Here is a 26,767-nt window from a genome sequence, read left to right on the forward strand (position 1 = left end):
TGGTCATTCTTTAACGTTATATGCTTGCATAGCAAGCATTCTAACGTATTTTCACCGTATTTTTTGTTTAAGTCCCGATAGTACCCTATCTTTGTGCCCGTGGCGTCCAGCAATGTTTGAGATTTGAGATTTTTAATTTAATCTCAAATCTCAAATCGCTAATTATTTAATAGGTTGAGGGGTAACTCGGGCGCTCTATCCATCCTACTAATAATCATGACCCCTAGTTAAATCCCTTTCACGAATCCTTGACGATGGGTGTGTTGGAACTATTATTAACTGCTGACAGTGTATACGGCGATTCCGGTTCGGGATATAACTTAGAATATTTGCTATCGTAATGCCTGACCTCAAAATAGTTTAAGTTGGACGGGTGAGGCTTATATATGGAGAAACATTCCAAAAGACAAAAAGTTGCGGCACTCTCTAAAGGCCCGACATTCACTACTTGATTTTTGAAGATGCGACCGGATTTTATCCACTGTTTCATCTGCTTTCTTGACAAACAGTAAAATGCGGAATGAGGATTGCTAAACTCAGCAAATTTTACACCTTCTATCTGTACACTAGATAGCTGATTCCACGATAGCTGCGAATCTATGGTCAAATCAATATATCTCTTGGTTCCTTCATACATTTCAAAACGGTTTGGGTAAAGAATAGCCTTCTCATACCCGCTTTGTAGGTTAAACTTTTCTAATTTTTCTATAACGAAAGCATCGTACAAAACAATGTCATCTTCTAGGAATAAAAACCAGTCAAATTTTTCTACTCTTTCGACAAATTCTTCCTGAAGTCTAAACTCTACAAACATGGGGTCGCATTCAGGGCCTTCTTGTATCTGAATGCACTTAATTTGATATTCAGGTAAGTAGGCTGTAACGTGCCTGTTCGGTAGAGTTTGGATAGTAATACTCAGGTCGCAATGAGCAAAACTCGTTAACAGTCCATCTATTGTGTGCCTGAGTCTCTCTATTTTTGCTGCGGCTTTTTCTGGATTTTTAGATTCTTCAACTGATGTAATGTGTGCGACAGCCGCAAAGACTTTGGGGCGTTTTTTTTCGGGCTGTTCGTTTTCTTTGAATAAATTTATAATGCGATTTCTTTGATAAAAAAACATCAGTTTAGTATACCTCGTCGCCACTCGCGATATTTGTTGTAGCAGAGCCATTTGTAAGAAGATAAAGTGCATTACTTTGCTTCTTGTATTTTGTTCGGCTGACATAGAGACAATCTCCTTTTTGTTTTTTTTGTTTACTGAAATAGTTGATTGATTGGGACTAAATCCATCGGTGATATTTTATCGATTGGCAGACCCAAACCAAAAGCCACTCTGCACCAAAGTATAGTTGCCAGTACCCCTACAAACAGCCCTGTTAATTGAATATCCTGCCAAAAACAAGTTAGTCCTTCTTTCCACAAACCGTAGTTAGTTACTGCATAGGTAGGAAGGTCGCCGAGAGCTACAGCAATCACGGCACCTAAATTACCTTTTAAGTAGTATCCCAGCGGTATACTTATACATAGATTAACAAAAGTCAGCAGATTGCCAATAGCTGGGTACTGAGACTTTCCTACGGCTAGCAGACAAGAACCCATCATATTGTGGAGGGTGGTGTGCCAGATACCTAAAGCCAAGATTGGCATCATCCAAGATGCAGCCTCATACTCTTTCCGATACAGTATTAAAATTAACTGATCTCCCAAGCTCACAAAAATTGCTAAACCTACGGCTAATGGTATTAGAATTAGCTTGCGGTTCTTGAGTATCTTGGCGCGCAACTCCTCCCGCGGCAACTCTGCCAGCATAGAAATTGAGGGAAAAATCACCCGGCCACTAATTGCGATGATGACTTGGCGCGGCATATCCCCCAGGGTAAAAGCGATGCCGTAAATGCCCAACATTGTTAAAGTAAATATTTTCCCGAGAATGAGTCGATCGGCTTGAGAACACAGAAAAAATAAAATCGTAGACAAAAATATCCATTTGCCATAAGAAAATATTTCTTTTACTGCTTCTTTATCCCAAGCAAAGCGGTTTGACTTGCCGGGAATCAAAAAATGGCTCCATACTAACTCCACTACAGCTCCAGTCCAGCCGCCTGCAACGATCGCCCAGATGCTGCGATCGAAGAAAGCCCACAAAATCATCACTGTAGTAGAAATTATCTGTGTACCCAACTCAAAAAGCACTACTTTCTTAACGCTCATTTTGCGTTCTAGGGTGGATACGGAAGTCGATTTAAACCCTCCTATTAGGGTATTTATACTTATGGATGGAATCAACCACATCAGACGGGGTTCTTCATAGAATTGAGTAACTGGCCAGGTTATTAGAATTAAACACAACCAAACAAACAAGCTGCGAATAACTTGCATTGTCCAAGCAGTGTTGAGAAATTGAGGATCGTCCCCGCGCTTGTTTTGAATGATACTTGGGCCCAGACCTATGTCTGTGAATAAGTTAATGCCTATGATGAAAACGTAGGCTAGACCCATTAGACCAAATAATTCAGGCAAAAGCAGGCGCGTCAGGATTAGGTTGCTACCAAATCGGATAATTTGACTGCTTCCATAACTTGCGATCGTCCACGCAGCACCTTTGATAGCTAATTTTTTTTCTGATGACATATACTCAGAATTTATTTCCTAATTACGAGTGTAGTGGCTGAATTTGTTATTTGCAACTCCTCCAGGATGCTGCTGCCACTTTTATTGCTGACTTTACTCTATCTTCATATGTATACCCAAGTTAGAGCTGGACTGTCCCTCTCGCAATAAATGTAAAATTTAATCTGATACTTACTCCCCATCTAATAATCATAAGGGTTTTTTGGTTCGGGAATTGGTTTGAGGGAGGATGCTTGAATGATTAATTTGCGCTTGCCTTGAAGTTCTTCTACGATCGTTTCTCCTTCTATTTCTAGCCAACTGTCTGGGGCAAAGGTGGTGCGACTTTGACCGATCAGTAATTTTACGGGTAACCCGATCGGATAGGCGTCTGCCGCGCAGCAGGTAATGATAAAACGCCCGATCCACATATATTGTTCTGCTAGGTTAGGGGGATGAATTACAAATCCTTGAACTTTGACTTTTTGACCTCTGTATGTATCCGGTTCGGGGTTGAAATTTAACAGCCGCACCCATTCGACGAGCGATCGCTGTTCTGGTTTTGTAGTATTGCGAAATTCTTGGGGTTGCAGTCTGGTGATTGGCAGGGATTCGGTGAGGCCTCGTTCTAATGCTGTCTGGCTGGTAAAAGTGCGTGGCGTTGTTAGTAAACCTATTAATGCGACGCTCAACATTAAGGTGCTGCCGATGCTGGGGGGAAACAAAGTAACGTGTTCAACTTCTGTAATTCTGAGAGAGTTATTTGCGGGTGATGTCCGCGATTGCTTTGTGGTGCGATCGAGTTTTAAGAGTTCCCAAGTTTTTAAACCGCCAATAACCATTAAGCCGATTCCTCCAGCTAAAGTCAAGCCAAAGTAATTGGGGTGAATGAGAATGCTTAATTTGCCTGTGATCCAATATTTAAGAAGAAGTATTCCCCACGCTAAAATAGCTAGGGCATCCAGCCAGGGGCTAATTTTTTTAAGATTCATTTTTTAAGAGTCATTGAGAGTTTGAAACTAGAAAGTTGCAGGAAGAGAAAAGGAAGAAGAAGAAATAAGGAACAAGGAAGAGGGGAAAAATAGCTATCTGTAGATTGATTTCCGTGCCGCAGCTCAAAATAATTAAAAATCGAAAATCGAAAAGGGTATTACTTGTCTGTCCCCGCTCATTTATTAACCTAAATGCAAGTTTACAGCGAGGGTCATTAAAAAGGTTAACTGAGCTGCCAAGACAATGATGTAAACTACGGCTCTACTTTTAAAAATTGACAGCATTAAACCGATGCCTTTGAGGTCAATCATCGGGCCGAAAACGAGAAATGCTAACAGCGAACCGCTGGTAAATGTGGAAGCAAAAGATAGGGCAAAAAAGGCATCTACTGTAGAACAAATCGATACGACTGCGCCTAAGAGCAGCATGGCTAGAATCGAGGAAACGGGGCCTTGGCCGAGGTTGAGAATTAGTTCGCGGGGGGCGCCAACTTGAATGATGGCTGCGATCGCACTTCCGATTACCAACACTCCTCCCAATTCGCGCAACTCCTGTACCATAGTATCTAAAAGCAGGCGCAGACGCTCTTTAGAAACGCGGTGGAACATGGAGGAACGTTTCGAGGTTTTTTCTGTTTGGTCTGTTTGTAATGGCTTCCAGTCGTCTTGTAGCAAGGATTCGATCGGCACCGCTCCACCAGGCTGACCCAGCATAAAAGTTCCCGACTGCAACAGCAGCGGAGTGTTGGTTTGGACGAGTTTTTTTTCGGAAAACTCTGGTTTTGGCAGGGGGATAGCGCGGGCTACAGAGGGTTGCAGCAGAGGCCGCAAGTCTTTTTGGGTGCTGAACACCCAGCCTATAATTGTGGCTGTGATTAGGGAAAATACCACCCGCAAAACTACAATTTCTGGCTGATCGCGAAATGCCGTCCAAGTCGCCCAAATTACCACGGGGTTGATGGTGGGGGCCGCGAGCAAAAAGCCGATCGCCGCTGGTGCGGGCACTCCCTGCATCAGTAGCCTGCGGGCTACGGGCACGTTACCGCACTCGCACACGGGAAACAAAAAGCCGATCGAACTGCCCATCAAAGCCCCCAGTAGCGGGTTTCGCGGGATGCGGGATACGAGTTTGCGTTCGTCTACAAACCCCAGCAGCAAACCTGAGAATAAAACTCCCAGCAGCAGAAAAGGTATTGCTTCTACTAACAAGCTGAGAAAAAGGGTAAAAGCATTGTTTAACTGGTTCGTGAGGGCGGGTTGCATCGATCACCTACTGGTAGATTGCTATTTAGTTATACGTCTTTGGTAGAACTCCTTGTAGATCATACCAAACCATAGCACTAAGTTAAGAGCCAGTTAATTTTTTTTAGCCTTTTTTTTGCTGGATTTTGTAGACCTTCTAATTTAATCAATGCTGATGCCTTGAATGATTTGGACTGGTTAAACTTGTTTAAATTTGACTGAATTTTTCTTCATATCCGCCTCGTACAGCCAGTCAATAATTGACTCTGCAAACCGTCGCAGATTTGATGGATCTTTCGGTTAACAATAATTGATTGTAGAACAAATGCCAAGGCAGATTTTGCAGATTGCGGGCGAGGCTAACTTTTGGGAACATCTCAATGAAAGCAGTCAAGCCCAAAATTGGAGTTAGGAGCCAGGAGCTAGGAGCCAGGAGGAAAGACTCAGAAGGAAGGAGGAAGAAGAAGTGTTTTTACAAATATGAGATGCTCCCTAACTGTTTTATATAACTATTGCTATAAAATTGGTTTGTAGCGATGACTTTAGTTTTCACTACAAACCTATAGGGGGCGCACTGGCAGGTGTGTCGCTGGCTGAACGTTACGGGGGGTTGCGAGTACCGGATCGGGGAGATGGGATGAAATCGCCTCAAATGCCCTAGCTTGAAAGGCGTCCCGCCATCGCGATTGCAAGCTAAAACTCCGGGACGCGATCGCCCCAATTTCTGCTTTTAACTTGTCTCCTGACGGCGTGCATCGGGTGGGCGATCGGGCAATTCCGATTTTCCTCTCTTGTCCATTAATTATATTTTTATATATTTTTCAGTTGAATAATTTTATTAACACAAGGTTAAAAAAATAACTCAAGGTTAATGAATAATTAAATAGTCGAACCAAGCGTTAATACCCCTCAAGTCAGTCTAAAATAAAGTCAGGCATAGCCAGGGCGCATTTATCTCGGTGATACTTAATATTGCTTCATACTTTAAGTGGTAAAATCCCATTTACTACAGTCAGTTTTTTGTGTAATTAAAAAAGCAGTTTGTCAGGATGATCCCGGTCAAAGCACTCAGCAACTTACCTGCTGACCTTTGGTAGCTGAATGTCTGCTAGCAAATATAACCCCAAAAAAGCGTACTGATGAATTTATGTTGAATACCTCCTGCGTAGAAAGACCAGTTCGACCCATCTCCGAGGCTGACCTAGGAGCACTTTGTTTAGACTCTACTCTCCAAGAATTGTCGCTTTACGATTTTCAGGTAGAAGCGACGGATTGGGGAATGCGAATTTCTCAGATGTTAGAAGCTAATCCGCTGTTACCGGGAGTCATTGTGACCCATCAAGGTGAATTTGCCGGTATGATTTCCCGGCGGAGATTTTTAGAATTTATCAGCCGTCCTTTTGGGCGAGAGTTATTTTTAAAGCGACCTGTGAGGGCTTTGTACCGCTTTGCCGAAACTGAGAGTTTAATTTTTCCCAGCAATACTTTAATTGTGGATGCAGCAAGGAAGTCGCTGTTGCGATCGAAAGAACTGCTTTACGAACCTATTGTAGTTCAAGTGTCGCCTCAAACTTATAGTTTGCTAGACGTACACGAACTGTTAGTAGCCCAATCCAACATTCACGAACTAGCGACAAAATTGCTGAGGCAGCAAACTCAATCTCAACTAATTCAAACCGAAAAACTAGCCAGTTTGGGGCAGATGGTAGCTGGAGTCGCCCACGAAATTAGAAATCCCGTCACCTGCATCAGCGGAAATATCGGCTTTTTGTCTAACTACTCGAAAGATATCATGGACTTGCTGTCTGCTTACGAAGAGATTGTGGGTGACAGCGAAAAAATTGACAAACTCAAAAAACACATAGAATTTGATTTTTTGCAAGAAGATTGGGTGGAAATTCTCAAAAGTATGAAAGTTTCATCGCAGAGGCTGACCGAACTCGTCACCAGCCTGCACACCTTTTCTCACATGGACGAAGCCCACTTGAAACAAGCTAACATCCATGAATGTATTGACAGTACGCTGCTAATTATGAAAAACCGTCTCAAGTACAGCATTGAAGTAGTTAAAAGCTATGGTGATTTGCCTTTACTCAAGTGTTACTCGGGTCAGTTGAGCCAGGTATTTATGAATATCATCAGCAATGCGATCGACGCTTTGGAAGAGGTAAAAGAAGAAAAAGATTTTGTGCCTGCGATTACTATTGAAACCGAGGTAATAGACAGTTCTGACGGAGACTGCGTGAATTCGGAATTAATTCAAAATTATGTTATGGGCGATCGACAAAATTCAAAACAGCTATCCTGCGCCACCCAAAACACCGGTTTCAGCCCAGAAGCAGGGGAAAAAAATCCAAATAACGCTTGGATAGCCATCAGAATTGCCGATAACGGGCCGGGAATTCCGCCAGAAATTCAGCGGCGGATTTTTGAGACGTTTTTTACTACTAAACCCGCAGGCAAAGGTACTGGTTTGGGGTTGGCAATTACCCATCAAATTGTTACGGAAAAGCATAAAGGCAAGTTGAATTTGCATTCAACTCCCGGTACGGGTACGGAATTTGAAATTTTGTTGCCATTGATTTGAAGGCCTGGGGGACTGGTCGATATCGATTTACCGTTCAAGCGGGGGCGGGTTTATTAGACGAGCAATTTTAGCCGGAGATTGTTTGTAAAACCCGCCCCTATTAATCGGTTACGCTCGAAGCTGAACTGGCATCACCAAGAATGTAGCATTGACTCCACCCAAAGGCTGGAAAATTACGGGGGCTAAAGCACCGTTTAATTGCAGTTGAATTTCTGGGGATTGAGCCGTTTTTAAGATATCAATCAGATATTTCACGTTGAAAGCAATATCTATGCTGTCTCCAGAAATTTGTGCGGGCATTGACTCTTTACCGCAGCCGACATCTTTAGCATCTACAGACAAAGTAATTTCCTGATTCTCCTCGTCAATGCTGCATTTGAGAATATTATTTTTTTGGTCTGCAAAAACGGCAATTCTTTCTACTGCGGCTAAGAACGATCGCCTTTCTAAAGTAATTTGTCGCTCAAAGGAGGGCGGAATCAACTGCCGGTATGCGGGATACTGCCCTTCCAAGGTGCGGGTGGTCAGCCGTTGGTCTGCCCATTCAAACACTACTTGACCGTGTTCAAAATGGAGAGTGACAGGTTCAGTCCACTGGCGCATCACCAGCATTCTTTCTACTTCCCGCAATGCTTTAGCGGGGACTGTCACCTCAAATTCTTCTTGCGTTTCTTCGCCTTCAGCTTTTTCATTGGCAGTTTGAACTACTGCCAATCTGTGGCCGTCTGTAGCTGCAAATTCCAGGCAATCTTGCAATACCTTTAAATGCACGCCTGCAAGTACCTGTTTTGCCTCGTCGGGGCTAGTAGCAAATAAAGTTCCTTTGAGTCCTTCTATCAAGGCTTCCGGCGGCAATTTGAGGATTGTTCCGGCTTCGATTGCGGGCAATTCTGGGAATTCTTCCGGGCCCATGCCTCTAACTTGGTAGCTGCCAGAACTGCAAGTCAGATATGCTACGGTGTCCCCCGCTTCGTCTTCTAAAGTAATCTCTCCATCCGGGAGTCTCGAAACAATATCGTTAAGCAATTTAGCGGGTATTGTAAAACTGCCGCCGCCACTCACTTCTGCTGCGAAGCTGGTACGGATGCCCAAACTGAGATCGAAAGCTGTCAAGCTAACCCGCTGATTTTCCTCATCGGCTACTAAGAGCACGTTGGCTAGTACCGGATGTGTCGGGCGGGAGGGAACGGCCCGACTTACCAACGAGAGGTTGGCGTTGAGGTCACTTTGGGTGCAAACCAATTTCATGGTAGGAAGGTTAATTAACCGGATTTGAAACAGAAACAAATCGTATCACAGAAAGCCAGCGGGTCGGTTTTTCTGGGTGTAGGGCTTAAGCATGGGGCGCTTATTCCCGGTTTCTACGCAAAATTGTGTCTGTAAAAATGAGAAATCTTCCTAGAAACCGGGTTTCCGATCTCAGCGCGCGTGGCGAACTATCTGTGTAGGGTACGCAGGGATCGCCAGTGTTTTTTAATTTATTGAATTATTTTTGTATCGATCGCCCTGTGGAAACTGTGGAAAAAAAAGCTAACTCCTGGCGGGGCGTCACTTATAGGTAATAAATACCTGTGGAAAACTTGTGGAAAAGCTGGTGCGGTCGATCGCCCATTTTGCTACAAAAACTGTTTCGGGCCAAGCAGTAATGTTTTCCACAAAATAAGGGCTAATTTTCCACAGGTTTTTCCACAGGCAATATCGAATCCGGTGGCATCGAAAGTGTGGGTTGGTTTACGCTCACTATTCTGCACCGGTGCGTCGCTCAAAGATTGTGGATACTATTTAAGATTTAAGGGTGGCGACGCACCCTACGATACTGACAACAGTGATTGTATGGTGCGTCAGCCGGCTGAATATTTTGACAGCAGAGTGAGAATATTTCCGGCTGACGCACCCTACGCCATGAGTGAATGTGTGAAAAGAGGTTCAAGTTTTACGGCTGACAACATTAATTCGATCGCTCAACTGACGCAAAGTTTGGGCCAAATTCGGGTCAGTGTTCCGCAACTGAGCAATTTTGTCACAACTGTAAAGCACAGTCGTATGGTCTTTTCCGCCGAACACTTCGCCAACTTTCGGCAAACTCAAACCAGTATGCTGCCGAATTAAATACATCCCTATTTGACGGGCGAGACTAATTTCTCGCCTCCGGGAAATGCCTTTCAAATCTTCAACAGAAACATCAAAGGCCTCGGCCACAACTGCAATTACTGCATCGGGAGTCGCCTCTACGCTTTCAGTTTGCGGGTTCAAAACAGGGGTGATATTCTCCACAGTCATCGGTAAACCGGTAATTGAAAGATATGCTACCGCCCGAATCAAAGCACCTTCTAATTCCCGAACGTTGGAAGTGTAACTAGAAGCAATGTATTCAATGACATCTCGCGGCAGACGCATATTTTCATACTCGGCTTTTTTCTGCAAAATTGCCATCCGAGTTTCCAAGTCTGGCAATTGAATGTCGGCAATTAATCCCATTGAAAATCTGGAACACAAACGCTCTTGCAGGCGGGGGATTTGCTGTGGCGGACGGTCGGAAGCTAAAACTACTTGATTCCCGGCTTCGTGCAAGGTATTAAAAGTGTGGAAAAATTCTTCTTGAGTGTATTCTTTGCCTTCAATAAATTGGATATCATCTATTAATAAAACATCGGCTGCTCGATAATGATCGCGGAAAGTTTGCATACTATCTTTCCTAATTGCGGCGATTAAATCGTTAGTAAATTTCTCAGTAGAAACATAAAAAATCTTGGCGTTGGGGTCAATTTCCAAGCGATAATGACCAATCGCCTGCATCAAATGAGTTTTGCCCAAACCGACGCCACCGCACAAAAATAGGGGATTGAATTCTCGGCCCGGAGACTCCGCTACGGCGAGGGAGGCTGCGTGGGCCATGCGGTTGTTAGAACCGACGACAAAGCGGGAAAATACGTATTTCGGGTTTAAATTGGCGGGTTTGGGGGGGTGAAGCGAGTGGCTTTCCACATCGGCGATGGCGGAGGGCCAAATCATGGCGGAATCGCTGCTGCCGCCTGTTTCGTTTCCTCCGGCAATGGTCAAGTAAATGTCTACGGGATAGCCGAGAATTTCGTAGACTGCATCGGCAATGGTTTTGACGTAATATTTTTGCAACCAATTGCGAGCAAAGGGGTTGGGGGCGCTGACAATCAAACAGTTATTTTCGAGTTGTTCGGCCCTGGCAGTTTTGATCCACGTCTCAAAGCTAGGTCTGCTAAGTTGTACCTGGAGACGTTCAAGTATCTGATTCCACAGACTTTCGAGGGGAATGTCCACTGCTTACCTCTGCCGATCGGCATTCAAGATATTAATTCTACAGTCTAGAGAGTTTAGTCCTCAGATGCTAAAGTTTAAGGGAGTCTGCCGTAGCTTGCGGGGCGGGACGCCATCGCCCAAAATTTTTGCGGCTCTGCAGCCCAAACCAGGTATCGGGGAGCTGTTCAGCAAATATTTAGATTTGGCAGGAAAGCCTAAAAACGTGGCAATGAAGAGTTCTACTGGCAAATTTTGGAAGCAACCGGCAATTTACATATTGCTGCTGGTAACGGGAGCCGGGGCCGCCATGTTGGGCGATCGTCTGACGGTTTCTCAATTTCGTGGAAATTCTGGGGATTCGGGACAAAGGGCGCTGGAACCGAAATTGCAACTGCCTCCTAATACAAAGAATCAAGCTAGCAAAGTCTTGCCGCCTGCTTCTTTGTCGGGCGACGGGACTAATGTGAATTTTATTGTGGCTGCGGTGGCAAAAGTTGGCCCGGCAGTGGTTCGGATCGATGCTTCGCGCCGGGTGAAACCGGGAAATAGAGGGGTGTCGCCGGAAGATTTTTTTGGCATAGAACCGAATTCGGGTGGCCGGGGCGGGATCGAACGCGGCACTGGTTCGGGTTTTGTCATCGGGGCCGACGGCCTGATTCTCACTAACGCTCACGTTGTAGAGGGAGCCGATACGGTAAATGTAACTCTCAAGGACGGCCGCAGCTTTCAGGGGCGGGTGTTGGGGGCGGATAAGGTGACGGATGTTGCTGTGGTGAAGATTGAGGCGAATAATGTGCCTGTGGTGACGATCGGCAATTCGGATAAGCTGTTGTCTGGGGAATGGGCAATCGCCATTGGCAATCCTTTGGGTTTGGACAATTCCGTAACTGCGGGGATTATTAGCGCTACGGGGCGATCGAGCACTGATGTGGGCGTGCCCGACAAGCGGATCGGTTTTATTCAAACAGACGCTGCAATTAATCCGGGGAATTCCGGCGGCCCGCTGCTGAATGCTTCGGGCCAAGTTATTGGCATGAATACGGCGATTATTCAAGGTGCTCAAGGATTGGGGTTTGCGATTCCCATTCAGGCGGCCCAACAGGTGGCGAAGGAACTGATTTCGACGGGGAAAGTCGAACACGCTTATTTAGGCATTGAAATGGCGACGCTGACTCCAGATGTTAAGGAGCAAATTAACAGCAACGCTAACAGCAGCCTGCGAGTTGCAGTCGATCGGGGTGTGGCTATTGTTAGCGTTGTTCCTAATTCTCCCGCAGCAGCAGCCGGTTTGCGGGCTGGAGATGTGATTCAAAAAATTAATAATCAGCCAATTATTCAGTCGGAAGCTGTTCAGGAGTTCGTGCAAAATGCTAAGGTTGGCGGTCAGTTGCAAATGGAAATCAACCGCAACGGGCAAATAGTTAATTTGACTGTTAAACCGGGGAGTTTGCCGATTCAAAAAGTTGGATAATGTGTTGATGGTTGACAGTTGGCAGTTGACAGTTGACGGTTGTTACCAATTACCAATGACTAATTAATATGACAGAAATCTTGCAAATTTCTCAATTAGGAAATCCCGTACTGCGCCGCCAGTCGCAAGTTGTCGAGAATATTAAGGACGATCGCATTCAACAGTTGATTGACAGCTTAATATTTACAGTACAGCAGGCAAACGGAGTGGGGATTGCCGCCCCTCAAGCGGCTCAGTCCGATCGTCTGTTCATCGTCGCATCCCGCCCCAACCTGCGCTATCCCCAAGCACCGAACATGGAACCCACAGCGATGATTAATCCCCGGATTGTGGCTGCATCAACAGAGACAGTCAAAGACTGGGAAGGCTGTTTGAGCATTCCGGGGATTCGGGGATTGGTGCCAAGAAGTAGGGCGATCGAGATAGAATACACCAGTAGAGATGGCAAACTCCACCGACAAGAATTGACAGATTTTGTGGCCCGAATTTTTCAACACGAACACGACCATTTAGATGGAATCGTGTTTTTAGACAGAGTGGAAAATACCCACGAACTAATCACAGAGGACGAGTACCAAAAGCAAATTGTCAACTTACTATAACACTTGATATAATTGCTAGTAGTAACGCCAGTGATGTTGTCAATAGGAGGGCGAATGTCTATCAATTTGGAAAAAGGCGGGAGAATCAATCTCTCTAAAGAAGCACCCGGGCTGAAAAATGCCGGGATTGGTTTGGGATGGGATACCAATGCTACAGACACAGGCGCAGCATTTGACTTAGATGCTTCCGTGTTTATGTTGGGGGCTACTGGCAAAATTCCCGGCGAAAAATACTTTGTTTTCTACAACAACAAGGAGTCGCCGGACAGTTCTGTAATACATCTGGGAGATAGCAGAACTGGAGAAGGATTTGGCGATGATGAAACCGTTACAGTCGATTTAACCAAAGTCGATCCGGCGGTGGAAGAAATTGTGTTTGTGGTAACTATCCACGAAGCAGAATCGAGAAGGCAAAACTTCGGTCAAGTGCGGAATGCTTTTATCAGGATTTACGACACTACTACTAGCACAGAGGTAACTAAGTACGATTTGGACGAGGATTTTTCTAGGGAAACTGCGGTAGAGTTTGGCAGACTTTACAAGAAAGACGGCGAGTGGAGGTTCCAAGCTGTAGGACAAGGCTATAATTCAGGTTTGCAAAGCTTTGTAGATAAGTATGCCGCATAAAAAGGCGATCGCTACTAGCTAAATAAATCGAGGGGAAATTCGGAAGCAGGAATATTTCCCTCGATTTTAAGCCCGACTCATGAGGTGACCAACCAGATGGGAATTCAATTAAAGAAGGGCGAAAGATTTAATCTTTCTAAAACATCTCCAACTTTAACAAAAGTTGCGATCGCCCTGGGATGGGAAATAGCAACTGAACGAAGTTTCTCGGACTCAAACCCGCAAGGCTGCGATATCGATGCCTCGGTTTTTGCATTAGGTTCCGACGGCAAAATTCCCGATGAAAGATACTTTGTCTTTTATAATAACTCGCAGTCGCCGGACGGAGCGATCGCCCATTCGGGAGATAATCAAACTGGTCAAACTCAAGGAGATGACGAGACAATTTATGTAGACTTAGAAAAAGTAACGGCTGCTGTTGAGGAAATCGTTTTTGTGGTCACGATTCACGACGCACAAGCTAAACATCAAAATTTCAGCCAAATCAGAAATGCTTTTATCCGATTGTACGATCGAACAACCGGCAGCGAATTAGCGCGGTACGATTTAACAGAGGCTTTTTCTGAAGAAACCGCGATCGAGTTTGGGCGGCTGTATAAAAAAGATGGAAACTGGAGATTTCAAGCAGCCGGACAGGGATACAAAGCAGGATTGCAGAGTTTTGTTGACAAATATCATTCGGAAATCAAAAACTCAAAAAATTCCGGAGAAATGCCACAAATAAAGCAAGTCACCCTGCCTAAAATAGAGAGGAATGAAGCCAGCAAAAAAACTCCAAAAGCTAGAGCAATCAAACTCGAAAAAACAGGCGATTCGCACAAAATAAACCTCAGTAAATTAGGGAGTTCGGAGTTGGTGGTAGTTAATGCCAATCTCGACTGGGAAGAACTAGAAAATAGGAGTGAAGTTTGGGGAAAACAGCAGGGAGAAAATGGCACTCCAGATCTCGATCTTGGTTGTATGTACGAGATGGCTAACGGCGAAAAAGGAGTAATTCAAGCATTAGGAAAAAACTTCGGCTCAAAAACGTCTTCACCATACATTTTTCTCGATAAAGATGACCGCACCGGTGCAACAGAGGGAGAAAATATGTATATTCTTAGACCGGATTTGATTAAACGGGTGCTGTTTTTTGGTTTCATCTACTCAGGGGTTGGCGATTTTGAAACTGTGCGGGGACGAATGTTCTTCAAAATTAGCAACGGCGAAGAAGTACATATCGAACTCGACAACCCAAATAGAAATAGAAGTTTTTGTGGGGCGGCAATGATTCAGAATACAGGTTCCCAGATTGTAATTGTCAAAAAGGAAAGATACTTTAAGGGGCATGAAGAAGCCGATCGCTACTACGGATTTGGATTTAATTGGCATAGAGGTACTAAGTAGAGGTGGCAGTCGAGGAGAACTCATGGTGTTAAATAAAATGCTAGATTGGGAGTAAGCTTTGATCTCGAACGTCAACCTTAGAAAATCACAAAACTATGGCTATTAACTTGACAAAAGGACAATCGATAGTTCTCAGCAAAAGCGAATACGACTTATCCCGATTAACAATGGCTTTGGGCTGGGATGTTGCACAAGCTAAAAAAGGTCTTTTCGGTCGAAGCAGCGGTGCCAATTTTGATTTAGATTCCTACGCTATGCTGCTGGGAGAAAATGGTAAAATAAAGAACTACAAAGAGGATGTAATTTATTATTCTCATTTGGAGTCAAAGGACAAAACAGTTGTTCACTCAGGCGACAATCTCACGGGGGCTGGAGACGGAGACGACGAACAAATAGTGGTGAAGCTGAGTTCTTTGCCAGCAGAATATCACAAAATTATTTTGGGCGTAAATATTTACGATGGAAAAGAGAGAAAACAGCATTTCGGCCTGGTAGAAAATGCTTTTGTGAGGGCTGTAGATGCCGCCGGGAAAGAAATCGCTCGCTATCGCTTGTCAAATGACCCATCTTATGAAGGAAAATTAAATATGTTGATGGGAGAAGTTTATCGAGAAGGCGGCGAGTGGAAGTTTAAGGCTTTGGGAAATCCTTTGGCTGAAGATATGAACGGTGTTGTCGGTTCGTTTATGCGGTGATCTTAAAAATGTTTTTTTAACCGCAGGTAAACGCAGATAAACGCAGATGAAATTCCATCTGCGTTTATCTGTGTTAATCCGCTGATATCTGCGGTTAAAACCTCCCCATGTACTTATTAGACATCTGCTGCCAAAAACCTACTCCAATCAATCTTTGACCGGCCGCATTGTCGGGAACATGACGGCATCTCGGATGCTTTGAGTATTAGTTAAAAGCATCACCAATCTGTCTACGCCGATACCCATTCCCGCACAGTTAGGCATTCCCAAAGATAGCGCTTGAATAAAGTCTTCATCCATTGGATGCGCTTCGTCATCGCCCGCATTTTTCTGCGCCAACTGTTCCTCAAACCGCTTTCTTTGTTCTTTCGGATCGTTCAATTCTGAGAATCCGTTCGAGTATTCTGTACCGTTGATAAATAGCTCGAAACGTTCTACAAATCCGGGCTTGCTGCGATGTCCTTTTGCTAAGGGACTGACTTCAACAGGATAGTCGATGATGAATGTAGGTTGAATTAATTTGGGAACAACTAATTTGTCAAAAACTGCATACAGCACGTAACCTAAACTCTGTTGTTCTAACTTAGACAGGTGCAATTCTAACTTGGTTGCAGATGCGATCGCACTTTCTAAGTCCAAACTGTCAAAATCCAGCCCAAACTCGTCTCTGACAGCTTCTACCATCGTTTTCACTTGCCAGTGTTTGCCTCTGAAACCGGGATACTTTTCGCTGTAGTCGAACTTGCGTTCTAAACTAATCGTTTCCCCCTGGTTTTCAATTTCTTTGACATCCCCAAATACCGCCGCCGCCGCGAAACACATCACGTCTTCAACAACTCCTAAAATGTCGAAAACATCAGCATAAGCTTGGTAAACTTCTAAAGAGGTAAACTCAGGATTGTGGGTGCTGTCAATTCCCTCGTTTCTAAATGCTTTCCCTAGCTCAAATACTCGCTCGAAACCACCGCAAATTGCTCTTTTTAAGAATAATTCTGGAGCCACTCGCAAATACAAATCTACCTCTAAAGCATTGTGGTGAGTGATGAATGGCTTAGCAGCAGCACCGCCGTAAATAGCTTGCAGTGTTGGCGTTTCTATTTCGTAAAAATTGGCTTGCCAGAGATAGGAACGGATGCTTTGGACGATGCGGCTACGCAGCATAAAACGGTTGAGCGCATCTTGGTTGCTTGCCAAATCCATTTCGCGGTGACGGCGGCAAACTTCGGGGTCGTTAATTCCATAATAAGAATCGGGAAATTGAATGGTAGCTTTTGATAAAAGCTTTAATTCCCTCACTAAAATAGAAAGTTCTCCCCTGGGGGTGCGGCAGCCGATACCTTCGACGCCGACAAAATCGCCGACATCGAGCAATTTTTTAATTTGTTCAAAGCTCAAACCGACTTCGCCGGTGACGATTGCTTTCTCGATTTTGAGTTGAATTTTGTCTGTGGCGTCTTTTAAATCGATGAAACCAATTTTGCCGCTGTCTCGCTTGGAAGTGATGCGGCCGGCTAATCGCAGGGAAATTTCTTCGGGGTCACTTTGTCCGTTTTCGAGTTCTTTTCCCGGCTGACTAAATATTTCGCGAACTTGCTTGGCTGTGTGCGATCGCGCGTAGGATTCACTGGGATACGGTTCTATGCCTTGCGATCGCAGTTCGTCTACTTTTTGACTGCGGACTTCGGCTTCACTGAGAGTCATTAGTTATTGCCTGATTAAAATTACAAATATCTGACATCTTGCACTATTCTGGCGATCGTGCGATCGGGTAGGCTAGAAGAGCTCAACCCTACTCCCCACAAGAAAATTCACTCTTTGTGGAACAGGAATCTTGCCTGTTCGTGACAAAGCTGCAAGATGTCAGAAACACCAAACTCTATCATAACAGGGTGGTTTTGAGAGCCAATTTGCCAAATAATATTAAGTTACAGCCTCTTGTAGCCCGATCGCACAGACCGGCACTCGCCCCAGAAATATCTCCGATAACAATTTGCGATCGACTGCACAAAGCGACCGAAACATTAAAAAATTAAGTTGTCTGTCGATCGCAACAGGTGAGATGATATGTAGTGCAGCCTCACGGCAGTTCCACAGAAACTGAACAGCAGAAACGCGAGCGATCGAACTCGGCTCATCGCACCTCTGTCAGAATCGACCACACACACTCTCTCTTAACATATAAAAACCATAATTATGGCTGTTGCAACCCAATCACTCGAAGAACTCTGCATCAACTCTATCCGCTTTTTGGCCATCGATGCGGTAGAAAAAGCAAAATCAGGACACCCGGGACTGCCGATGGGCGCTGCCCCTATGGCTTTTGTGCTGTGGGATCGGTTCATGCGGTTCAACCCCAAAAACCCCAAGTGGTTTAATCGCGATCGCTTCGTCCTCTCCGCCGGCCATGGCTGTATGCTACAGTACGCCCTCCTGTACTTGACCGGCTACGATAGCGTCACCCTCGACGACATCAAGCAATTTCGCCAGTGGGAATCCAGAACCCCCGGACACCCCGAAAACTTCATGACCGAAGGCGTAGAAGTTACCACCGGCCCCCTGGGACAAGGAATTGCTAATGGCGTCGGTTTGGCAATGGCAGAAGCTCACCTCGCTGCTAAGTATAACAAGCCCGACCACACCATTGTTGACCACTACACCTATGTAATTTTGGGTGACGGCTGCCACATGGAAGGCGTTTCTGCCGAAGCTTGTTCTTTGGCCGGACACCTCGGACTCGGCAAATTAATTGCCTTGTACGATGACAATCACATTTCTATTGAAGGCGACACAAGCTTGGCCTTTACTGAAGATGTGGGCAAGCGTTTTGAAGCTTACAACTGGCACGTTATTACAGTAGACAATACCGCTCTAGACGAAGATACTAACCTAGAAGCAGTTCACAAAGCTATTGAAGAAGCCAAAAAAGTCACGGACAAACCGTCCATGATTAAAGTCCGTACCGTCATTGGTTACGGTTCTCCCAACAAGCGCAATTCCTACAGTGCTCACGGTGCTGCTTTGGGTCCCGATGAAGTGAAAGCAACTCGCGATTTCTTGAAGTGGGAACACGCACCGTTTGAGATTCCTGATGATGCTTTGTCACACTTCCGCAAAGCAGTCGATCGCGGTGCTCAAGCTGAGCAAGAATGGCAGAAAGCTTTTGATGCTTATAAAGCAGCATATCCTGCAGAAGCTGCAGAATATGAGCGCACGGTTGCCGGCAAACTTCCTGAAGGTTGGGATAAAGTTTTGCCGACATACAAGCCGGAAGATAAGGCAGATTCGACTCGGAATCATTCTGGAAAATGTTTGAATGCTTTGGCAGGTGTCCTACCTGAATTGATCGGCGGTTCCGCTGACTTGGCATCTTCTAACATGACTTTGCTCAAGGGTGAAAAAGACTTCCAAAAAGGTCAATACGAAGGACGTAACCTGCGGTTTGGTGTGCGGGAACACGGCATGGGTGCGATCGCCAACGGTATGCTGTTGCACGGCGGTTTAATTCCTTACTGCGCCACTTTCTTGGTATTTGCTGACTATATGCGGGGAGCAATTCGCCTCTCTGCACTCTCGGAAGCTGGAGTTATTTATGTAATGACTCACGACTCCGTAGCCTTGGGCGAAGACGGCCCCACTCACCAACCCGTGGAAACCATCGCTTCTCTGCGCGTAATTCCCGACTTGTTGGTAATGCGCCCTGCGGATGGTAACGAAACATCCGGCGCTTACAAAGTGGCAGTTGAAAGCCGCACTCGCCCAACTTTAATGGCTTTGTCGCGCCAAAATCTGCCCAACTTGGCTGGAAGCTCGATCGAAGGAACAGCCAAAGGCGCTTACATTTTGTCTGACGACGGCGGCACTCCCGACATCATTTTAATCGGCACCGGCGGCGAAACCTACCTCTGCGTTGATGCCGCTGAAAAATTGCGCGCCGCAGGCAATAAAGTGCGCGTAGTTTCGATGCCTTGCTGGGAATTGTTCGACTTACAAGATGCCGCTTACCGCGAATCTGTACTGCCGAAAGCTGTTACTAAACGGTTGGCAGTTGAAGCAGCTTGTAGCTTCGGCTGGGGACGTTATTTGGGTTCCGAAGGCGACAGCATCAGCATCGACACATTCGGCGCTTCTGCACCGGGCCCCGTTGCTTTAGAAAAGTTTGGCTACACCGTTGATAATGTGGTAGCTAAGGCTCAGGCGCTGTTGGGTTAATAGCAGCAGCATAATTTTGGGTGGGGCGGGCTTTGAGCTCGCCCCATTTTTTATAGAAGAAGGAAGAAGTTCGGCAACGGATTCTGTAACGGATGTAACAGATGTAACCGATGGATGGAAGAAGGCTTTAGTTATCTAGGAGAGAAGGCTTTAGTTATCTAGAAGATAAGGAAGAAGGAAGGAAAAGCTAAAATCTAAAATCTCAAATCGGAATATTGGGTTTCACTTCGTTCTACCCAACCTAGAGCTCGCTACAGCTTGCGAATCATTGAGAATTGCTATATTAAGAGTTACGGAAGAAAAACCAGTTTCTACGACAATATTCGGTTTGGCAACAAGGCATCTAACCAGAAACCGGGTTTTTAGCCCCCGGTGCGTTCAAGACTGTATCTTTCAAAAATTTGAGATAGGTTATAAGTCATTGGGTTAAATTACCAATTACCAATTCCCGTTTACCAATTACCAATTACCAATTCTCGATTACCCATTCCATTTATGATGATTTGGAAATTTTTAAATCACCTGTTATTCACGGGGAATTATATTCCTCAAGGCTACTGTTACCTTTGGCAACGAGAGCTAGTCGCGCTCCACATAGTGTCAGACTCTATAATTGCCCTGGCCTACTATTCAATACCGCTATCCCTAATTTATTTTATCGGTCAGCGAAAAGACTTGCCCTTTCGCAATATCTTTTGGCTGTTTGCAGCCTTTATTATCTCTTGCGGAACTACTCATATAATGGAAGTTTGGACGCTTTGGCATCCTGTTTATTGGGTTTCAGGCTGTCTGAAAGTTATTACCGCCGCGATTTCTGCTTACAGCGCTTTTGCATTAATTCCTTTACTTCCCCAAGCATTAACTCTCCTCAGTCCAACTCAATTAGGGATGATCGATTCAATACTGCAAAAAGAAATTATGGAGCGCCGAGAAACGGAAGCTCGCTATCAAACTTTAACTGAAGCTTCGCCGGTGGGAATATTTTATGCAGATGCTGTAGGAGACTGCTTGTATGTCAACGAGCGCTGGTGTCAAATTTCGGGAATTACCTGCGATGAAGCTTTGGGCAAAGGGTGGTTGCAAGGCATTCATCCAGACGACCGCGATCGGGTTTTTACTGAATGGTATAGCCCCACGCAGGAGAAATTGCCGTTTAAATCTGAGTACCGCTTTCAAGGCATTAATCACACTCAAATCATTTGGGTATTCGGTCAAGCTGTCGGTCAAATCGGAGAAAATGGGGAGGTGAAAAGTTATGTGTGTACTATTACTGATATTACAGAACGCAAGCAGGTAGAAGAGGAAAATCGACGGCTCAATGAAACTCTGGAGCATCGAGTTGCTGAGCGCACTGCTCAAATTGAAATTTCTAACCAGACATTGCAAAAAGAAATAGCATACCGCGAAAAAATTGCGCTCACTTTGTTGGAATTGACGCAACTGCAAAATGGAATTCTTAATAGCGCTAACTACACAATTATTTCTACAGATCCCGACGGTACAATTAAAACATTTAATCGGGCGGCAGAGCAACTTTTAGGTTATTCGCTAGAAGAAGTGGTCGGAAAAGTCACGCTAGCAATAATTCACGAGCCTCTGGAACTCGCTCAAAGAGCTGAAGTTCTTTCTCAAGAATTGGGAGTGAAAATACAGCCGGGAATTCAAGTATTATTTGCCTTGCCGTGCCGGGAAATCGCTGACGAAAATGAATGGACTTACATTCGCAAAGATGGTTCGCGGTTTCCGGTACTGCTTTCGGTGACTGCCTTATTTGATAGTAACGGAAATATTAACGGTTTTTTGGGTATCGGTCAGGATATTAGCGATCGCAAACAAGCTGAAAGAGAGCTGCGTGACCTAACCAGTGCCATGCAAAATGCGGTGGAAGGCATTTCACGGCTGGATATTGAGGGGCGCTACGTGAAGGTTAACCGAGCTTACGCTCATAAATGCGGTTACGAACCGGAACAAATGCTTGGCATGGAATGGCAGCTCACCGTACATCCGGACGATGTTGAGATGATGCTTTCAGCTTATCAGGAAATGCTAATTTCTGGCAAAGTAGAAGTTGAAGCTAGAGGAGTCCGAAAAAATCGCTCGTTTTTTTACAAGCAATTAACGATGGTAAAATCTTGCGACGCACAAGGGATATTTAACGGTCACCACTGTTTTATGAAGGATATCACTGAGCGGAAACTAACTGAAACTGCTTTGCAGGAAAGCGAATTTAAGTACAGGCAAATAGTTGAATTAGCAGAAGAAGGTATTTGGGTAATTGACAGAAATGGCCTCACGACTTACGTAAACCACGCAATGGCGCGAATGCTAGGTTATAGTGAATTAGAAATGTTCGGTCGGCCGCTTTTAGATTTCATGGACGAACGGGAAAAACCACAAGCTATTGAAAATGTCGAGCGGCGCAAGCAAGGTATTGGTGAACAACACGAATTTAAATTCAAAAGCAAGGACGGCAAAGATATTTGGACTGATATGTCTACCAGTCCAGTCATGGACTCTCAGGGTAATCTGCTGTCTTGTTGCGCCTTGGTTTACAACATTACAGGCCGCAAAGAAGCAGAGCAGCAAATGCTGCAACTTACAGAAGATTTGAAGCGTTCCAACGAAGAATTAGAACAATTTGCTTATGTGGCTTCCCACGATTTGCAAGAACCGCTCCGAGCCGTTACCAGTTACACTCAATTGCTGGCCCAGCGCTATCAAGGAAATTTGGACGATCGCGCAGATAAGTATATTCATTATATTGTCGATGGCGCCACCAGAATGCAGCAGCTAATTAACGATTTGTTGGCGTATTCGCGCCTGGGAACGAGGGGTCAGGAGTTTGAGCAGGCCGATTGCAAGGCTGTGGTTAAGCAAACTATGTGCAATTTGCAAATTGCGATCGCCGAAACAAAAGCTGTAATCACCTGCGACGCGATGCCAACCGTGATGGCGGATGAATTTCAACTGGTGCAATTATTCCAAAATTTGCTCGCCAACAGCATCAAATTTTGTCGCCAAGATATCCCGTTGATTCATATCGCTGCCTGCCGACAAGAGAGCGAATGGGTGTTCAGTGTCAGCGATAACGGCATTGGCATCGATCCGCAGTATGCCGAGCGCATTTTTATCATTTTTGCGCGCCTGCACTCCCGCCGCCAATATTCCGGTACTGGTATAGGTTTGGCGATGTGCAAGCGCATTGTTGAACGCCACGGCGGTCGGATCTGGGTGGAATCTCAAGAGGGAAAAGGAGCGACTTTTTACTTCACTATTCCTATAATTAGTAGCTGAAGCCTCCAAGTTCAATTTTGTTTTTATACTTTAAAGGATACGCCGGTTATGAGCGATCGAAGCACTGTTAGACCTATAGAGATTCTGCTGATTGAGGATTCTCCCAGCGATGCCGATTTGGCAATAGAAGTCCTCAGTCAGGGTAAAATATTGAATAACTTGCATTTTGTGGAGGATGGAGTCGAAGCAATCAAGTTTTTGCGCCGAAAAGAACCCTATCTTAGGGTACCTCGTCCCGATTTGATTTTGCTCGATTTGCATCTGCCGAAAAAAAGCGGTATTGAAGTGCTAGAAGAAATTAAAACTGACCCAACCTTAAAATTAATTCCTGTAGTGATTCTCAGCACTTCAGCAGCTCCCGAAGATATTTTTAAGTCCTACTCCCTCCACGCCAACTGTTACATAACCAAGCCGGTAGACTTCGTAGAATTTACTAAAGTAGTCAGGTTAATTGAGGAATTCTGGCTGGCAGTCGTCAAACTTCCTCTAAATTAAACGAACAGATGCTTTGCTTGTGAGCGCTCTAAAAACTTTTAACCTATGGAAATTTGGCGGGTGGATGATTTGCTCAGCGAGGCTGAATGGACTTTATAAAAGCTGGCGACAAGCCAATTTTTAATCATTTGCAAATAGTATAAGATATGGTATAAGCAATAATTTTATGGAATAAGCAGGCTTTTCTGTTCCCCTTCTCGTCCCAATTTAATTCTGCTTAACTTGATTTTGCCTAAAAAGAACAGTTGGAAATGTTGATTTAAATCAACTCAGCACTCAAGTTAAAAATAATTCCGGTGGTAATTATGACAACCTCAGCAGTCGATGAAGAGATGCTCAAGTTTTATGCCATGTCAGCCCGGTGCTACATCACTAAGCTTATCGATTTTAGTCAAGTCGCTAAGCTGGTGAGATCGATTAAGGATTGGTGGCTGGTGGTGATAGTTCCCAAATAATAATTTTCAAGTTGAAAATGGCATGGGAAAGCGGAAAAGTTTAACCTAAGATTGGTAAAGTAAAAATTTTACTGTCAAAAACGTCTAAGCTATGTGGATTAAAATTCTGTTAGTAGAAGACAATCCGGCTGATGCTGATTTGCTTGCAGAACTGTTAGAAGTATCTGTGGGCGTCGAGTGGGAACTGGTGTCTGTTGAGTTCCTGCATGAGGCGATCGCACAACTGTGCAAACAATCCTTTGATGTAGTTTTGCTCGACCTTTCTTTGCCCGACAGCCGCGGTTTGGAAACGCTCACTCGCCTGCGAGAAGTTGCTCCTGATGTGCCAATGGTGGTAATGACAGGCTTGGACGATGAGGCGATCGCCCTCGAATCAGTTCGCTTGGGAGCTCAAGATTACATTGTTAAAGGTCAAATTACTACTCAATTATTAGTGCGGACGATCCGCTACGCGATCGAACGTTCTCAAACCTTTCAAATGCTGCGGGAAAGCGAGCGCCGCTTTCGGGCGATTTTTGACTCATCATTTCAGCTAACCAAGCTGCTGACTCCCGAAGGAATTGTGCTGGAAGTGAACGAGACAACCCTCGATTTTGCCGGATTGCGATCGGAGGGTATTGTGGGCCGCCCGATGTGGGAAATGGCGATTTGGGCCCAGTCGCCACAGGTTTCCGAACAATTGCAATGCGCGATCGGCAAAGCAAGTCGGGGCGAGTTTTTCCGCAGCGAAATCGACTTGTTAGGCAAAAGTGGCCAAATTATGACAGTTGATTTCTCACTGAAACCTGTTAAAAATGAAACAGGACAAGTTTTGCTGCTGATTGCCGAAGCCCGTGACATTAGCGATCGCAAACGAGCAGAAGCGGAAATTCTCAAAGCCCTCGCACGAGAAAAGGAACTTTCAGAACTGCGAGCTAAATTTGTCACAATGGTTTCCCACGAGTTCCGCACACCTTTGACAACCATTCAATTTTCCGCTGGATTGCTGCAAGATTACAGTTCTCAGTGGCCCCAAGATAAAAAATCTACTCATTTTGTGCGGATTCAATTAGCAATTAAACGCATGACAGAGTTATTAGAAGATATCCTCGTAATTGGCAAAATCGAAGCCAATACCTTGCAGTTTCAACCGGTTTCCTTAAACCTCGAAAAATTTTGCCGTCAACTGGTAGAAGAGCAGCAGCTCAACGACAGCAACCAACACCCGATCGCCTTTCAATATGAAGGCGGCAACTGCGATGCTCAAATGGATGAAAAACTGCTGCAGCAAATCTTGGGAAATGTCCTCTCAAATGCCATCAAATATTCCCCTGTCGGCAGTACAGTTTCCTTGCACCTCAACTGTCAAAACAAAGAAGCTGTTTTCCAAGTTCAAGACCAGGGCATTGGCATTCCCCAAGCCGATCGAGAGCGGATATTAGAAACTTTTTACCGAGCTACAAATGTCGGCAATATTTCGGGAACAGGTCTCGGTTTAGCAATTGTGAAGAGGGCTGTGGAACTTCACGGCGGCCAACTCGCGATCGACAGTCAAGAAGGAAAAGGCACAACTTTCACTATTACCTTGCCTCTAATTTGCCCTCCCAATCAATAACAACTGAATTATCAACTATACATATCCGCTACTTAACAATTAATTAAGCGCCTAACAAACAAACTTATCAAGTGTCTGAACCCAGAATTTTCCAACAAACTACTGACTAAAAGGAGCTATCACCGTGGCTAAGATTTTGGTAATAGAAGACGAAGAAGCGATTAGAGAGAATATTTTAGAGTTGCTGGAAGCCGAGAATTTTGAAGGAATAGGAGCGATTAACGGCAAAGTCGGCATCAAATTGGCGATCGAAAAAATCCCGGATTTAATTTTGTGCGACATGATGATGCCGGAAGTAGACGGTCACGGCGTCATCAAAGCTTTGCGCTCCGAACCCTTGACTGCCACAATTCCGTTTATTTTCCTCACAGCCAAAGCCGATAAAGTTGACGTTCGCACGGGCATGGAACTGGGAGCTGACGATTACATTACTAAGCCGTGTACGCCGCAAGAACTCCTCAAAGCCATTGCTATTAGACTTGAAAAACAAAAAACAATTAGCCGACAATCTCAAAAGACGCTAGACGAATTACGCACTAATATTAGTATGTCGCTGCCCCACGAATTGCGGACTCCTTTGAATGCAATTCTGGGTTTTTCTGAGCTGATTCTGTCAGAATATCAGGTATTAGAGGAATCAGATATCTTAGAGATGATCGGTCAAATTCAAACTTCCGGTCATCGCTTGTATCGACTGATTCAGAACTTTTTGCTGTATGCAGAACTGGAGATAGCAGCCACAAATCCCGAATTGCTAAAGGAGATGCGAAATAGCGAATTTAGCTGTGTAAAGTCTTTGCTGAGTCAAAAAGCGCGGCAGCAAGCAAAACACGCTAATAGAACAGAAGATTTACAATTAAACTTGCAAGATTCTTCGGTAGCTATGGATTCTGTCAGACTCGCAAAAATTGTTGAAGAACTATTGGACAATGCCTTCAAATTTTCCTTAGAAGGAACGCCAGTTTTATTAAGCACTTTCGTCGAAAATCAGACTTTTATTCTGTCTGTCAAAGACAAAGGCCGCGGCATGACTACCGATCAGATTGCACAGCTAGAAGCTTACAGGCAGTTCGATCGCAAACTTTACCAACAAGCAGGTTTGGGATTGGGCCTGGCTATTGTTCAACGCCTTGTAGAATTGCACGGAGGAGAATTTAAAATAGAAAGTTTGCCGCACCAAGAAACAATAGTTTGCGTTTCTCTGCCTGTCTAAAGAATGATTAGACCAGTTTAAA

At 44.8% G+C, this 26,767-nt stretch carries 21 protein-coding genes; 13 read left to right on the plus strand and 8 right to left on the minus strand.

The genetic code is table 11. The annotated features are described in order from the left end of the window. Window positions 1-238 precede the first annotated feature (238 nt). The 4 genes from QUB33_RS16610 to QUB33_RS16625 form a co-directional block, all read right to left on the minus strand. A complete protein-coding gene (locus QUB33_RS16610) occupies window positions 239-1,225 on the minus strand; it encodes a hypothetical protein (protein WP_333351669.1) in 987 nt (328 codons plus the stop codon). Window positions 1,226-1,254: 29 nt separating this feature from the next. After that, a complete protein-coding gene (locus QUB33_RS16615) occupies window positions 1,255-2,631 on the minus strand; it encodes an oligosaccharide flippase family protein (RefSeq protein WP_333351670.1) in 1,377 nt (458 codons plus the stop codon). 182 nt (window positions 2,632-2,813) lie between these two features. Further along, window positions 2,814-3,602: a TIGR03943 family putative permease subunit gene (locus QUB33_RS16620; RefSeq protein ID WP_333351671.1), complete on the minus strand. Its 789-nt coding sequence runs from the start codon at window positions 3,600-3,602 to the stop codon at window positions 2,814-2,816. A gap of 183 nt (window positions 3,603-3,785) precedes the next feature. Continuing rightward, window positions 3,786-4,865: a permease gene (locus QUB33_RS16625; RefSeq protein WP_333351672.1), complete on the minus strand. Its 1,080-nt coding sequence runs from the start codon at window positions 4,863-4,865 to the stop codon at window positions 3,786-3,788. A gap of 1,126 nt (window positions 4,866-5,991) precedes the next feature. On the opposite strand from QUB33_RS16625, the gene QUB33_RS16630 reads away from it, so the two are divergent. Next, the gene (locus tag QUB33_RS16630) at window positions 5,992-7,431 is read left to right on the plus strand and encodes an ATP-binding protein (protein ID WP_333351673.1); all 1,440 of its coding nucleotides are present in this window, start codon (window positions 5,992-5,994) and stop codon (window positions 7,429-7,431) included. Between the two features lie 108 nt (window positions 7,432-7,539). Here QUB33_RS16630 and dnaN read toward each other — a convergent pair whose 3' ends face one another. Both dnaN and dnaA read right to left on the minus strand, forming a co-directional pair. Beyond that, window positions 7,540-8,679, minus strand: coding sequence for a DNA polymerase III subunit beta (gene dnaN, locus QUB33_RS16635; RefSeq protein WP_190660964.1), 1,140 nt, complete (start codon window positions 8,677-8,679; stop codon window positions 7,540-7,542). 678 nt (window positions 8,680-9,357) lie between these two features. Further along, a complete protein-coding gene (gene dnaA / locus QUB33_RS16640; protein ID WP_333351674.1) occupies window positions 9,358-10,725 on the minus strand; it encodes a chromosomal replication initiator protein DnaA in 1,368 nt (455 codons plus the stop codon). Window positions 10,726-10,933: 208 nt separating this feature from the next. On the opposite strand from dnaA, the gene QUB33_RS16645 reads away from it, so the two are divergent. From QUB33_RS16645 to QUB33_RS16665, 5 genes are all read left to right on the plus strand, one after another. Then, a complete protein-coding gene (locus tag QUB33_RS16645) occupies window positions 10,934-12,175 on the plus strand; it encodes an HhoA/HhoB/HtrA family serine endopeptidase (protein ID WP_333351704.1) in 1,242 nt (413 codons plus the stop codon). 68 nt (window positions 12,176-12,243) lie between these two features. Continuing rightward, on the plus strand, window positions 12,244-12,777 hold the full coding sequence (gene def, locus QUB33_RS16650; protein WP_333351675.1) for a peptide deformylase: 534 nt from the start codon (window positions 12,244-12,246) through the stop codon (window positions 12,775-12,777). A 54-nt stretch (window positions 12,778-12,831) separates the two neighbouring features. Next, entirely contained in the window at window positions 12,832-13,404 is a 573-nt protein-coding gene (locus QUB33_RS16655) for a TerD family protein (protein WP_333351676.1), read from the plus strand. Window positions 13,405-13,500: 96 nt separating this feature from the next. Then, the gene (locus QUB33_RS16660; RefSeq protein WP_333351677.1) at window positions 13,501-14,790 is read left to right on the plus strand and encodes a TerD family protein; all 1,290 of its coding nucleotides are present in this window, start codon (window positions 13,501-13,503) and stop codon (window positions 14,788-14,790) included. 95 nt (window positions 14,791-14,885) lie between these two features. Beyond that, window positions 14,886-15,485, plus strand: a complete 600-nt coding sequence (locus tag QUB33_RS16665) for a TerD family protein (protein ID WP_333158968.1) — start codon at window positions 14,886-14,888, stop codon at window positions 15,483-15,485. 147 nt (window positions 15,486-15,632) lie between these two features. Here the strand turns inward: QUB33_RS16665 and lysS are convergent, their stop codons facing one another. Further along, window positions 15,633-17,186, minus strand: a complete 1,554-nt coding sequence (lysS, locus tag QUB33_RS16670) for a lysine--tRNA ligase (RefSeq protein ID WP_333351678.1) — start codon at window positions 17,184-17,186, stop codon at window positions 15,633-15,635. A 116-nt stretch (window positions 17,187-17,302) separates the two neighbouring features. Here lysS and QUB33_RS16675 point away from each other — a divergent pair, with 116 nt between their 5' ends. After that, window positions 17,303-17,518 carry a hypothetical protein gene (locus QUB33_RS16675; RefSeq protein ID WP_333351679.1) on the plus strand — a complete coding sequence of 72 codons (216 nt, stop codon included), beginning with the start codon at window positions 17,303-17,305 and terminating at the stop codon, window positions 17,516-17,518. Here the strand turns inward: QUB33_RS16675 and QUB33_RS16680 are convergent. After that, window positions 17,507-17,644 carry a hypothetical protein gene (locus QUB33_RS16680; RefSeq protein ID WP_333110366.1) on the minus strand — a complete coding sequence of 46 codons (138 nt, stop codon included), beginning with the start codon at window positions 17,642-17,644 and terminating at the stop codon, window positions 17,507-17,509. The genes QUB33_RS16675 and QUB33_RS16680 overlap by 12 nt on opposite strands. A 34-nt stretch (window positions 17,645-17,678) precedes the next feature. Here QUB33_RS16680 and tkt point away from each other — a divergent pair, with 34 nt between their 5' ends. The 6 genes from tkt (at window position 17,679) to QUB33_RS16710 (ending at window position 26,745) form a co-directional block, all read left to right on the plus strand. Continuing rightward, window positions 17,679-19,694: a transketolase gene (tkt, locus tag QUB33_RS16685; protein WP_333351680.1), complete on the plus strand. Its 2,016-nt coding sequence runs from the start codon at window positions 17,679-17,681 to the stop codon at window positions 19,692-19,694. Window positions 19,695-20,189: 495 nt separating this feature from the next. Beyond that, entirely contained in the window at window positions 20,190-22,988 is a 2,799-nt protein-coding gene (locus QUB33_RS16690) for a PAS domain S-box protein (protein ID WP_333351681.1), read from the plus strand. A gap of 48 nt (window positions 22,989-23,036) precedes the next feature. Beyond that, window positions 23,037-23,483 carry a response regulator gene (locus QUB33_RS16695; protein WP_333351682.1) on the plus strand — a complete coding sequence of 149 codons (447 nt, stop codon included), beginning with the start codon at window positions 23,037-23,039 and terminating at the stop codon, window positions 23,481-23,483. A 305-nt stretch (window positions 23,484-23,788) separates the two neighbouring features. Continuing rightward, window positions 23,789-23,938, plus strand: a complete 150-nt coding sequence (locus QUB33_RS16700; RefSeq protein ID WP_333351683.1) for a hypothetical protein — start codon at window positions 23,789-23,791, stop codon at window positions 23,936-23,938. A gap of 91 nt (window positions 23,939-24,029) precedes the next feature. After that, window positions 24,030-25,532 (plus strand): ATP-binding protein, encoded by a 1,503-nt coding sequence (locus QUB33_RS16705; RefSeq protein WP_333351684.1) that lies wholly within the window; start codon window positions 24,030-24,032, stop codon window positions 25,530-25,532. 124 nt (window positions 25,533-25,656) lie between these two features. Beyond that, on the plus strand, window positions 25,657-26,745 hold the full coding sequence (locus QUB33_RS16710) for a response regulator (protein WP_333351685.1): 1,089 nt from the start codon (window positions 25,657-25,659) through the stop codon (window positions 26,743-26,745). Window positions 26,746-26,767 lie beyond the last annotated feature (22 nt).

It is taken from the genome of Microcoleus sp. B3-A4, from assembly GCF_036705385.1.
Taxonomy (GTDB): Bacteria; Cyanobacteriota; Cyanobacteriia; order Cyanobacteriales; family Microcoleaceae; genus Microcoleus.